Origin of the sequence: Algoriphagus faecimaris, from assembly GCF_900101705.1 — a bacterium.
GTDB lineage: Bacteria > Bacteroidota > Bacteroidia > Cytophagales > Cyclobacteriaceae > Algoriphagus > Algoriphagus faecimaris.
Genome location: NZ_FNAC01000003.1, coordinates 129215 through 141401, shown reverse-complemented (window position 1 = coordinate 141401; position 12187 = coordinate 129215). Strand labels below are relative to the sequence as shown.

Here is a 12187-nt window from a genome sequence, read left to right as displayed (position 1 = left end):
TATTCTTTAAGCTCAAAATCGCTTTGCCATACTGACCGAGTTTTTGACAAAAGTCCCCCAAGTCAGATTCATTTTTCCAGGTTTTTGAGCCTTCGCATAGCTAATCGCCATTTTAGCAGCTTCTTCTACCACCCATTCAAAATTTTCCTGACCGACAGAATTGACATCTGCATCTGGAGCAGGGTTACCAAAATCTATCGCATAGGGTACTCCGTCTCTTACAGCAAACTCCACCGTATTAAAATCATATCCCAATCCTTGACACAGCTTAAGTGTATAATCCTTCACAGTAGAAAGCAATTTCTTGGCAGCCGGAGCCTTGTCCACTACATAGCGAAGATGATGTGGGTTTCGCGGCTCATATGCCATGATCCTCACTGCTTTTCCACCAAGGCAATACACTCTGAAATAATCATCAAACACGATCTCTTCCTGAAGCAACATGACCAGTTGCCCTGTTTCAGGATGCTTTTGGAAAAACTCTTCTTTGTTTTCAAGCCGATAGACATTCTTCCAGCCTCCACCAGCATAGGGTTTCATGTAAGCAGGGAAACCCACATAATCAAAGATCCCTTCCCAATCCAAAGGAGCTTGTAAATTTCGAAATGACTTGGACGTCGTATCGGTAGGATGCTCAGCTGAAGGAAGGATTACGGTCTTGGGTAAGGGTACGCTTAATTGATCGGCAAGGCAATTATTGAAAAACTTATCATCTGCACTCCACCAAAATGGATTGTTGATCACTGCAGTACCTGTCAAAGCTGCGTTTTTCAAATATGCTCGATAGAAGGGTACATCCTGAGAGATACGGTCAATTATCACAGCATAGTCAGTCAATTCATTTTGGATGACCTTATCAATTTTAACCGCTTCTGCCAAAATGCCTTTTCCGGCTTTTTGATTTACTCGCTCGATAAAGGCTTGAGGAAAAGTATCCTCCATGCCGAAAAGTATTCCGATTTTTTTCATGCTTTTTCTGGTAAAAAGGTGAATTATAATTTAATTAAACTTTATTCTACTTAGGTAATGAGGAAACATCTCCTTCCAAATCGGCCAGTCGTGGCGTTGATTTTGACGAACATCTAGCCAATGAGGCAAGCCCTTTTTTTCTAGGCATTCATGGAGTTTTAGGTTGGCATCCAAGCAGATATCCCAATTGGAGGTACCGAGTACAACATCCATGTTCCAAAGCTCCTGATCATGAAGACCCGGCAAATATTCCAAGGGGCTATTGTAAAAGATATCATCGTGCTGGTAATCATCCATAAATGTCCGAATATCAAAAGCTCCCGACATACTAAACATATGGCTGACATATCCAGGATGACGAAAAGCGAAGTTTGCTGCATGATAGCCTCCAAAGCTACAACCTGCCACTACGACTTTGGCCGCTCCTGTATTAAGTCGCACTCTTTCTACAAGTTCATGACAGATCATTTTGTCATAAGCGACGTGATTTTGGATTCGCTGATGGGGATGGACCGATTTATTGTAAAAACTTCTAGCATCATTGCTCTCCGGACAGAATACCTGAATTAGCCCCTGCTCAATGTACCATTTTGCCGAATCAATCAGCCCCATGTCTTTATTCTCATGAAATGAGCCTTTGGAAGTGGGAAACACAATTACAGGGTAACCTGCATGTCCAAAAACCAACATTTCCACCTCTCTATTGAGATGTGGAGAAAACCATTTAAAATATTCTTCTTTCATAATTTAGGGGATACGACACAAGACTCCGCATCACTTTGAAATACTAAACAAAATCCTTTAAAAAAGAAAAGATTCAAAGGATAACTTCTTCAAATAAAAAATTAAATCTCGTATCTGGAAGAAGTCTCGGAGGAATATTTTTTTGCTATCAAAACTCTAATCAACCCGCTCAAAATCGATAGCATTAAAAAAACCACTAAAACCCACTTTGAACTGGTAAAAATAGAGGCCAAGACGGCTATATTCTCTGGGATGGCAGGAAAAGTTTTCAACAACACCAAAACACTCAAATTCTCTATCAAATCAAAGAAAGCTATCGCTAAAGGAAGCCAAATCAAGCGCGACACCCCCCAAAGTCTGTATAGAATCGCCGAGAAGAAAAGGCAGTAAACGATCATGTAGGGAAAATCAAGTAGCCATATCCCAAGCTGATAAAAACCCCTGACTCCCTCACCCATAGACTCTAGAGCAGAAAAGGCCTCCGAAACTGAGTAAGCAAATTTTAAATCCAAGGCGAGCTCCCTTGGCATAGTCAGCATCAACATCCCATTAAAGAAAATCAGAAGTATCGCGAGTAGGAAAATAGAAATAGGCTTAGCTATAAAATGCATCAACTTTTTCATAAAAATTAGATTAAAAGTGAAAGTTCGAAATTAAAGAAAATGAGAGCCTTAGGAAAATAAATGGACGTGAAATTTTAATTTCTCAAAAAAGAAAAAGCTTTTCAAAGCTCTCGGAAAGATTACTAAACAGTTATAAGTGAGAACTATTAGAAAAAGAATAAAAGTCTATATGATTATCTGCAATGATGCCAGCAACCATATTGTACTTGCATTCATAACTAGAAGACTAATTACGGATGGCTGAAGATGCCTTAAAGCCAAAGTTTACCAAATCGTAGGTCGATGTTGATTTCTTGCTTGTAGAAAGGCACTTATAATTGAAAAACTATTATTAGGTATTTGATCCATTAAATAGCTTTCAGATTTATTTAAGATCTTTCGAGTCCAACTGGCAAAATTCCGTCTTTTTCAAAACTCATTTTTCTTACATCGAAAGAGTGTTCCAGCTGATAGGTTGTATTATCATTTAACAAAAAATCAATTATTTCCCCTCAAACCACTTGGCATACATGGGATAGTTTCTGGCAGTCCTTAAGATCATTTCCTCCATCTCCGGGCCAGTGCTTTTAATGCGCTTGGCAGGAGTTCCGGCGTAGATTGAATCAGCTTCTACAATCGTATTGGCCAGTACCACTGCTCCTGCTGCAATTACCGCCCCAGAATGAACAACCGCCCCATCCATTACTATAGCCCCCATTCCTATGAGTACTCGATCATGAATCGTGCAGCCATGGACGATGGCATTGTGTGCTATCGAAACTTGATTTCCAATATAGGTGGGTGCTTTTTGATAGGTGCCATGAATCACAGCACCGTCTTGAATATTAGTATCGTTGCCAATCCTAATTTCATGAACATCCCCTCTCACGACTGCATTAAACCATACGGTACAGTTGTCCCCCAAAATCACATCACCCACCAAGGTAGCGTTAGGAGCAATCCAACAATCCGAACCAAATTGGGGGGATTTTCCGTTCAATTCTAATATCAATGGTTTTTGCATCGGCCTACTAGTTAAATTTTATGAAACAAATTTCACATATTTTTTCATCAAGGTGAACTTTTTTTACAGAATACAGTTTTCGTGTATATACATCAATTATTGAAACTAAATCACAAAAACTTATGAAATTGATCAAACAAACTGGTCTTTTCCTGGCTTCGGCATTGTTAGTAGCTGCATGCGGAGCACCCAATGACACCGTAGAGACTTCAGAAGCGCAAGAAGTAGCAGAGGCTACAGGCATCACGCTAAATCTTGACCCTCAGGTCACCACCATTGCCTGGACAGGTTATAAGCCTGCTGGTAAGCACTTCGGCAAAATCCCTGCTACCACAGGAACACTTTCTGTAGAAGGAGACCAAATTACCGGAGGTACCTTTAACTTTGATATTACTGGATTGGTGATCGAAGATTTGGAAGAAGGTAGCGAAAATTACGGTAAACTTTGGGGACATTTGCAATCTCCTGACTTCTTTGATGCAGCTAATCATCCTACTGCAACTTTTGAAATCACTGGTGCTGAGCCATTTACTTCTGATGACATGATCGCTGACAAAGAGGAGTTTGAAACTGAGTTTACTCCTGCTGCTGATAGTGAGTTATCTCCCGAAGCTCCAACGCATTGGATCAGTGGAAACTTGACCATGAGAGGAAATACTAAAAACATTAAATTTCCAGCTACAGTGAACATCGCCAATGGAACTGTAACTGCAAAGGCAGGTTTTAACATCGATAGAACCGCTTGGGGATTATCGTACGGTGATGAAGCTGATGCTGTAGACAAAGCCAAAGATCAGTTTATCTACAACACGGTATCTTTGCAGTTGGATGTGAAAGCCAACTAATTTCCTACAATAGATTAATAAAAGAGGAGTCCAATCGGATTCCTCTTTTTATTTTTGCACCTATGACTGATGCAAGATACACGTACAGGCCTTGCACTGATTCTTGGAAGTATAATTTACTTCGCTGGGCTAAGGATTCCTTTTCATTTTTTTGCTGGACCGACGGAAATGACTACCCCTATCCCGAAGGTGCTTTTTCAGTTCGGCTTCTCGCCGGAAATAAACAGCTAAAAGACGATGACATTTGGAGGCCTTCCACTTATTTAAGAGCTGGAATTATTTCGTATGATTTCAAAAATCAAATCGAAAAGTTACGCTCTCAAAATACCGCACATTTCGCGCTTCCCGACCTTTGCTTTTTTGAAGCCGAGCTTGTACTGACCTTTGAGGAAAACTTGATAAAATCAACATTGCCTGTTCCAGATTGGGTTTGGCAAGAAAGTAAGCCAGCTAAACACAACAACTCAGTACTTTTTCAGCCTCAAATTGATGAAGAAAGCTATCTAAGACGCTTTATGGAAATTCAGGAAGAAATCGTCGAAGGAAATACCTATGAACTGAACTTTTGTCAAGCTTTCCTTGGAGAATTTGAAGAATTTGACCCGATTCGGGCCTACCAAGACCTGAATTCAACCTCTCCCATGCCCTTCTCGGCGCTATTCAAAAACAAGCAGCAATGGTTGATTTCAGCCTCTCCGGAAAGATTTTTGAAAAAATCAGGATCCCAACTCATTGCCCAACCCATCAAAGGAACTGCAAAACGGTCTCCTGATTTAACAACCGACCAAGCCAATAGAGATCAACTCGCAAAATCCGAAAAAGAGCAAGCCGAAAACCTGATGATCACCGATTTGATGCGAAATGACCTTTCCAAGGTTTCCAAAACAGGATCCGTTCAGGTTTCCGAACTTTTTGGTATTTATGCCTTCCCCAAAGTATTTCAGATGATCAGCACAGTCAAATCCGAACTGCTGCCCGAAGTGGGTTTTCAAGAGATTATCCGGGCAACTTTTCCAATGGGAAGTATGACTGGCGCACCAAAAATCAAAACCATGGAAATCATCGAGGAAAAGGAATCCTTCAAGCGGGGATGGTTTTCGGGAGCATTGGGGGTGATTGAACCTAATGGAGATTTTGATTTTTCGGTGATCATCCGAAGTATAATTTGTGATTTGGGGCAAAAAAAACTGTACTTTGGAGTAGGCAGTGCCATCACCATAGATGCCAATGCAGATGCTGAATATGAGGAATGCCTGCTGAAAGCCGAAGCCATTTTCAAAACACTCCGTGGAGAAATCAACTCAAGCGACTGAAAGAATCAGAAAAATTATCCATGTGGACATGGACGCTTTCTATGCATCTGTGGAGCAATTGGATCATCCAGAATGGCGAGGTAAACCCTTGGTGGTCGGAGGCAATGCGGCCCGGGGAGTAGTCGCAGCGGCGAGCTATGAGGCACGGAAATTCGGGATTCACTCAGCGATGTCTTCGGTTTTGGCAGCAAGAAAATGTCCGCATTTGATTTTTGCCAGGCATCGATTTGATCGCTACAAAGAACTCTCCTCCCAAATTAGAGAAATATTTTATGAATACACCGATCTCGTGGAGCCATTATCTTTGGATGAGGCATTTCTCGATGTCACTGAAAATAAAAAAGGGCTAAAATCTGCAATCCTTATTGCGAGACAGATTCGGGAGAAAATCAAAGAAAAGACCGGGCTCAATGCCTCCGCAGGAGTGAGCTACAATAAATTTCTGGCAAAAATCGCCTCAGACCTCAATAAACCCAATGGACAAGCCGTCATTTTACCGGAAGAAGCCGAGGATTTTTTAGAAAAACTGCCGATTGGGAAGTTCTTTGGTATCGGAAAGGTCACTGCCGAGAAAATGCAAAGTCTCGGCATTCACAATGGCCAAGATTTAAAAGAGTTTTCCCTTCAGTTTTTGACCAAAAAATTTGGAAAATCAGGCCTTCACTATTTCAATATCGTCCGAGGAATTCATCTATCTGAAGTGCAACCTAACCGAATCAGAAAGTCCCTGAGTGCCGAAAACACCTTTGAAAAAGACCTGATTTCTTTGGATGAAATGGAGGAAAACCTCTACCCTATATTTGAGGAGGTAATTCGAAGGATCGAAAAAAGTGGCATCAAAGGCCGGACCATCTCGCTCAAACTCAAATACGCCGATTTCACCTTACAGACGCGTAGCAAAACCCTAGAGCAATATGCAGATACAGATCAAATTTGGCAAGTCAGTTTGGAATTGCTGCACCAAGAAGAAATCCCGAAGCCGGTCCGCCTCTTAGGACTGGGACTTTCTAACTTAAATATCACCGAAGAGCAGGTTCATTTTGGGGAACAGTTAAAAATCCCTTTTCACAATAAATAAGAGCTTGAATCCTGCCATTTTGTCCGATTTTTAGTAATTTCGCATCTTCATAATTCAAGCTTGAATGAACGACCTAATTAAAGACATTGATATCATCACCGGAGATGAAGCCCAGGCCGTGGACTACAAAACCACCGTGGAAGAAAATACCGGTAAAGCCAAAAAAATATACATTGAGAGCTACGGCTGTCAGATGAATTTTTCTGATTCGGAAATCGTAGCCTCGATCATGAAAGAAAACGGCTACGACACCACCTCGGATTTTCAGCAGGCAGACGTGGTGTTTCTCAATACCTGTTCTATTCGTGAAAAAGCAGAACAAACTGTTCGAAATCGTCTGAATCACTTCAATGCTGTAAAAAAACACAAACCCGAGATGACTATAGGAGTCTTGGGTTGCATGGCAGAGCGACTGAAAGACAAATTGCTCGAAGAAGAAAAAATCGTGGACGTAGTCGTCGGACCGGATGCCTATCGCGATCTTCCCAATCTAGTCAATGCCGCCGAAGATGGACAAAAAGGCGTCAACACCTTCCTATCAAGAGAAGAAACCTATGCGGATATTGCTCCCGTTCGATTGAACTCCAATGGAGTCACAGCATTCATTTCCATTATGCGTGGCTGTGACAACATGTGTTCCTTCTGCGTAGTACCCTTCACCCGAGGCCGAGAAAGAAGTCGTGATCCACATTCCATTGTGGCTGAGGCTCAGGATCTTTTCAACAGAGGCTATCGAGAAGTCACACTCCTTGGTCAAAATGTCGACTCCTACAAGTGGTCACCTGAGGAAAACAACAAGGCTCGACTCAATAAAAAAGAAGGTGAAGTGACTGAAGTGGTGAATTTTGCCAATCTGCTGGAAATGGTAGCCCAGGTAAGCCCACTCCTTCGGGTTCGTTTTTCAACTTCACATCCCAAGGACATTACAGATGAAGTATTGTACACCATGAAAAAGTACGAAAACATCTGCAAATACATCCACTTGCCTGTTCAGTCCGGCAATAGTCGTGTACTCGAACTGATGAATCGGACTTATGACCGTGAGTGGTACTTGAACAGAGTGAAAGCGATCCGCGAGATTTTAGGAGAAGAATGCGGCATCTCATCCGATATGATTGCGGGATTCTGCACCGAAACCGAAGAGGAGCATCAGGATACCTTGACCATGATGGATTTGGTCAAATATGACTTTTCATACATGTTCTTCTATTCTGAACGCCCGGGAACGTTAGCCGCGAAAAAATACGAAGACGACATTCCCCTTGAGGTAAAGAAAAGACGTCTAGCCGAGATCATCGAAAAACAACACCAACTTTCCTTTGAGCGAAACAAGCTTGATGTAGGAAAAGAACAGTTGATTCTAATCGAGGGAACTTCCAAAAAATCACAACAAGAACTAAAAGGAAGAAACTCCGCCAACAAAGTAGTCATCGTTTCAGCGGAAGGCTTGAAGCTTGGTGATTACGTGAAAGTAAAAGTTACAGACTGCTCCCCTGCCACTCTATTTGGAGAGGTGTTGGAAATCAACCCTGCTTTAGCATGATCACCCCCCAGGAAATACAAAGCGTCAAGCAGCGGTTTGGAATTATTGGGAATAGCCCCCTACTCAATCATGCCATTCAGGTAGCCATGCAGGCTTCCCCCACTGATATGACCGTGCTCATCACGGGTGAAAGCGGAAGTGGAAAAGAGAGTTTTTCCAAAATCATCCATTCGCTTTCACTCCGGAAGCATGGAAAATTCATCGCCATCAACTGTGGAGCAATCCCTGAAGGTACTATTGACTCAGAGCTTTTTGGTCATGAAAAAGGCTCATTTACTGGGGCCCATGAAGCCCGAAAAGGCTATTTCGAAGTCACTGATGGAGGATCCATCTTTCTGGACGAAATCGGTGAAATGCCACTGGGCACACAAGCCCGTTTACTAAGGGTTTTGGAAAATGGAGAATTCATTAAAGTAGGCTCTTCCAAAGTCCAAAAAACAAATGTTCGGGTCATCACGGCGACCAATGTTAATTTGATCAAAGCAGTAGAAAAAGGTAAATTTCGAGAAGACCTCTATTACAGACTGAATACGGTACCAATTTTTGTACCTCCGCTTCGCGAAAGAGGGGAAGACATGGTTTTGCTTTTCAGGAAATTCACTTCTGATTTTTCTGAAAAATATCATGTAAAACCCATCAGCTTGACTCCTGAAGCACAAGCAGTATTGATGAGGTATCGTTTTCCGGGGAATATTCGCCAATTGAAAAATTTGGCCGAGCAAATATCACTGCTAGAAGAGGAACGCGAAGTAGACGGTTCGACGCTCTCGCGTTACCTACCAGCAGATAATTCTCGACTGCCAGTAGCCCTGACAGGGGGAAGCAATTCTTCTGAATCCATGGACTTTTCCGAAAGAGATATCCTCTATAAGGTGCTCTTTGACATGAAAAAAGACATGAATGAGCTTAAAAAACTCGTTTTGGAATCTTACAAAAGCGGGGGACTCAACCAAAGTATTATTCAAAAGCATAGCGAACTCTTTGAGGATATGGACAGCAATTTGGCTCCAGCAGAATCACATGAAGGCAATCCCAGCTATATGCCTTTGGTACTTGATTCTCAGAAGTCTGCCAATCAAGACTCGGATGAATATGAGGAGGAAGTAATCGAGGATATTATTCATGAAGAGGATGATAATTCGCTTTCTTTAGAAAAAAAGGAGAAAGAAATGATCCTAAAAGCCCTACGAAAGCATAACAATAAACGTAAATATGCTGCTAGCGACTTGGGAATCTCTGAGCGCACACTGTATAGAAAAATCAAGCAGTATGAAATCGATCAATAAACTTGCTTCCTTAACTTTCGGTCTGATACTTCTAATATTTTCAGGCTGCTCGGTGAGTTATAGTTTCACCGGAACCAACATTAACTACGAGTTGGTAAAGACATTTTCTGTAGAAAACTTCTTTAATGACTCTGGGGCAGGTCCTGCCAATATGGAACAGCGATTCACAGAGGAATTGAAGGAGTTTTACCAGCGAAACACGCAGCTGGAATTGATCAGAAACAATGGTGATCTTCAATTCTCCGGAGCGATCAAACGCTATGCATTGACTCCACAGGCAGCCGTATCAAGTGGCAACCCCAACCTCCCCGACCGTGCTGGGCAAATGCGACTGACCATAGCTGTAGAAGTGGAATACCTCAACTTGACAAATGAAGAAGAAAATTTGAAGAGAAGCTTTTCCTTTTTCCAAGATTATGATCCCCGGTCTACTACCCTTTTGGATGTGGAAAACCGGTTAGTAGAAGAAATATTTGACAATATCATTCAAGATATCTTTACGGCCACCGTTGCCAACTGGTAATTTTCTATATTTCAACTAAAATCCCGACTGTGAACGCAAGCCAATTTCAAGAAATCCTCAACAAGGAGTCTGCCATAGGAAAGACGGAGATTCTTCAATTGAAAAAAATTCAAGAGAATTTCCCCTATTTTAATATTCCCCATATTCTAAGTTCTCGATACGAATATCAAAAAGGGGGCGAAGCGGGTTTTAACTTGGGAATGGCTGCCATTAATAGCCCTGATAGGATCTATCTAAAAAAATTGATAGAAATGCCACTTTCAGATAAAGTAGAAGAAAAGTCGGTGGATTTTCTTCCTGAAGAAATACCCCAAAAATCAGATGCAGCCAGTCGTACACAATCTCTACTCAAACTTGGTGAAAACCTAAAAAGCCAACCTGAAAAATCAACTTCTCCGAGTCCAAAGCCCAAAAAGCGTACTCGAAGACCCGGCGCAGGAGAGGATTTGATCGAAACGATCAAGAAAAAAGAGAAAAAGGAAATCCTAGACGATAAAAAGAAGGAGCAAATAGACCTAATTAAAGCCTTCAGCAAAAAAGAAATCAAACTAGCCACTATCAAAGAGATAGAGGCGAATCAAAACACAGAAAACCTCGCCGAATCAAGTACTCAAATCAATGATAATATTGTTTCTGAATCCCTGGCAAAAATATTTGCCAAACAAGGCAAAACCCAGAAGGCAATAGAAATTTATAAAAAATTGAGTTTGAAGTTTCCAGATAAAAGGGCTTACTTTGCGGACTTGATTGAAAAATTGAATAAATCTTAATACAAAAGAATATGTTTACCTTATTAATCAGCATCATCTTAGTCCTAGCCGTATTGCTTATTTTGGTGATTCTAGGACAAAACTCCAAAGGAGGGGTAGGTGCTGCATTTGGTGGAAGTGCTTCCCAAATCATGGGAGTAACTCGTACAGGAAATGTTTTGGAAAAAGCAACTTGGATTTTAGCAATCTCTATTCTGGTGCTTTCGCTAGTTTCTTCAGCTTTTTACACAGAGAGTCAGCCCAATCAATTCTCCTCTCCAAACATTGAAAGTGCAAAGCAGCAAGTGGTCACTCCTGCTTTTGGGGACAGCGAAAATGAAAGCTTGCTTCCTACCACACCAAGTGAGGAAAACACCCAGTCAGACACCACGGAAAATTAAAAAACCTCCTTTCGGAGAAGAATTTAAAAGATTTATGAAGTCCGCCCTAGACAGGCGGACTTTTTTATTTATTTTAGTCCTTTGTTGCTTAGTGAAGAGCAGGCAAACAACTTATTCTTCGATAAGCAAAAGCCAAACTATCAAACTATCAATTCTAATTTTATGAACAAACAGCCTTTAAGCCTAGAGGACTTAAATCTTGAATCCTGGCCTAATATTATTCTTTGGGCAGCACCGATCATGTTTTTGTTAGTATTTATCGAATGGGGTATCAGTTGGTATCAAAAAAAAGACACTTATGATACCAAGGATTTCTTTGCTGCAGCCACTATTGGTTTTGTCAATGTAGGGATCAGTGCCGTGATTAAATTAGCGGTATTTGGATCAGCACTTTTTTTCTACAACATTTCTCCATTTCAGATCCCTGCAACTTGGTGGTCTTTTGTCCTTTGCTTTATTGCCGTTGATTTTGCAAGATATTGGGCGCATAGAATTGCTCATGAGCAGCGATTCTGGTGGGCAACACACATCACGCACCATAATTCATCTAAATACAATTTCTCTGTTTCCTTCCGCTTAGGCTGGACCCAGCACATCAAAATTATTTTCTTTTTCCCCGTGATGTTTATGGGATTTGATCCCTTTGTGTTTTTTATCTGTCATCAGATCGCAGTACTTTATCAGTTCTGGATTCATACCGAATATATCACCAAACTTCATCCAGTGGTAGAATACATTTTCACAACACCATCACATCATAGAGTTCATCATGCGAGTGATGAGCACTATTTGGATAAGAACTACGGGTCGACATTCATTATTTGGGACAGGATGTTTGGCACATTTATGCCAGAAGGAGAGCGTCCAAACTATGGCATCACCAAGCCTGTGACCTCCTACAATCCCGTCTATTTGGTTTTTCACGAGTGGAGAGATATTGTCAGAGACCTTGGTCAGGCCAAAAGCTTTAAAGAAGCTTGGAGAATTTTGTTTGATAAACCCGGGGCTGAGATAATTGCTAACAGAGTCAAAAAGGAAACAGAGTTACAATCGAAAGACTCTTCCAATCCTGAAAAAAATGAAAAAGTACTAGAGGCCGTTTAGGCCTCT

At 41.4% G+C, this 12187-nt stretch carries 13 protein-coding genes; 9 read left to right on the top strand and 4 right to left on the bottom strand.

Annotated features, from left to right (window positions below; translation table 11 throughout):
* Nucleotides 1-12: 12 nt before the first annotated feature.
* The 4 genes from BLQ57_RS02715 to BLQ57_RS02700 all read right to left on the bottom strand — a co-directional run bounded on the left by BLQ57_RS02715 (nucleotide 13) and on the right by BLQ57_RS02700 (nucleotide 3339).
* A complete protein-coding gene (locus BLQ57_RS02715; RefSeq protein ID WP_087939174.1) occupies nucleotides 13-969 on the bottom strand; it encodes an ATP-grasp domain-containing protein in 957 nt (318 codons plus the stop codon).
* 30 nt (nucleotides 970-999) lie between these two features.
* Complete coding sequence (locus tag BLQ57_RS02710) at nucleotides 1000-1713, bottom strand: esterase family protein (protein WP_087939173.1); 714 nt, start codon at nucleotides 1711-1713, stop codon at nucleotides 1000-1002.
* A 101-nt stretch (nucleotides 1714-1814) separates the two neighbouring features.
* A complete protein-coding gene (locus BLQ57_RS02705) occupies nucleotides 1815-2336 on the bottom strand; it encodes a hypothetical protein (protein WP_087939172.1) in 522 nt (173 codons plus the stop codon).
* Nucleotides 2337-2817: 481 nt separating this feature from the next.
* Nucleotides 2818-3339: a gamma carbonic anhydrase family protein gene (locus tag BLQ57_RS02700; protein ID WP_087939171.1), complete on the bottom strand. Its 522-nt coding sequence runs from the start codon at nucleotides 3337-3339 to the stop codon at nucleotides 2818-2820.
* A gap of 122 nt (nucleotides 3340-3461) precedes the next feature.
* On the opposite strand from BLQ57_RS02700, the gene BLQ57_RS02695 reads away from it, so the two are divergent.
* From BLQ57_RS02695 to BLQ57_RS02655, 9 genes are all read left to right on the top strand, one after another.
* Nucleotides 3462-4184 carry a YceI family protein gene (locus BLQ57_RS02695; RefSeq protein ID WP_087939170.1) on the top strand — a complete coding sequence of 241 codons (723 nt, stop codon included), beginning with the start codon at nucleotides 3462-3464 and terminating at the stop codon, nucleotides 4182-4184.
* 62 nt (nucleotides 4185-4246) lie between these two features.
* Nucleotides 4247-5497: an anthranilate synthase component I family protein gene (locus BLQ57_RS02690; RefSeq protein ID WP_087939169.1), complete on the top strand. Its 1251-nt coding sequence runs from the start codon at nucleotides 4247-4249 to the stop codon at nucleotides 5495-5497.
* Nucleotides 5472-6575, top strand: coding sequence for a DNA polymerase IV (dinB, locus tag BLQ57_RS02685; protein WP_262481069.1), 1104 nt, complete (start codon nucleotides 5472-5474; stop codon nucleotides 6573-6575). Before BLQ57_RS02690 ends, dinB begins: the two co-directional genes overlap by 26 nt.
* Before the next feature lie 64 nt (nucleotides 6576-6639).
* A complete protein-coding gene (miaB, locus tag BLQ57_RS02680) occupies nucleotides 6640-8118 on the top strand; it encodes a tRNA (N6-isopentenyl adenosine(37)-C2)-methylthiotransferase MiaB (RefSeq protein ID WP_087939168.1) in 1479 nt (492 codons plus the stop codon).
* Complete coding sequence (locus BLQ57_RS02675; protein WP_087939167.1) at nucleotides 8115-9404, top strand: sigma-54 interaction domain-containing protein; 1290 nt, start codon at nucleotides 8115-8117, stop codon at nucleotides 9402-9404. The genes miaB and BLQ57_RS02675 overlap by 4 nt, the downstream gene beginning before the upstream one ends.
* Entirely contained in the window at nucleotides 9388-9927 is a 540-nt protein-coding gene (gene lptE, locus BLQ57_RS02670) for an LPS assembly lipoprotein LptE (protein WP_087939166.1), read from the top strand. Before BLQ57_RS02675 ends, lptE begins: the two co-directional genes overlap by 17 nt.
* A 29-nt stretch (nucleotides 9928-9956) precedes the next feature.
* Nucleotides 9957-10697 carry a hypothetical protein gene (locus BLQ57_RS02665; protein ID WP_087939165.1) on the top strand — a complete coding sequence of 247 codons (741 nt, stop codon included), beginning with the start codon at nucleotides 9957-9959 and terminating at the stop codon, nucleotides 10695-10697.
* Between the two features lie 11 nt (nucleotides 10698-10708).
* Nucleotides 10709-11077, top strand: coding sequence for a preprotein translocase subunit SecG (secG, locus tag BLQ57_RS02660; RefSeq protein WP_087939164.1), 369 nt, complete (start codon nucleotides 10709-10711; stop codon nucleotides 11075-11077).
* A gap of 162 nt (nucleotides 11078-11239) precedes the next feature.
* A complete protein-coding gene (locus BLQ57_RS02655; RefSeq protein ID WP_087939211.1) occupies nucleotides 11240-12181 on the top strand; it encodes a sterol desaturase family protein in 942 nt (313 codons plus the stop codon).
* The last annotated feature ends 6 nt before the right edge of the window (nucleotides 12182-12187 follow it).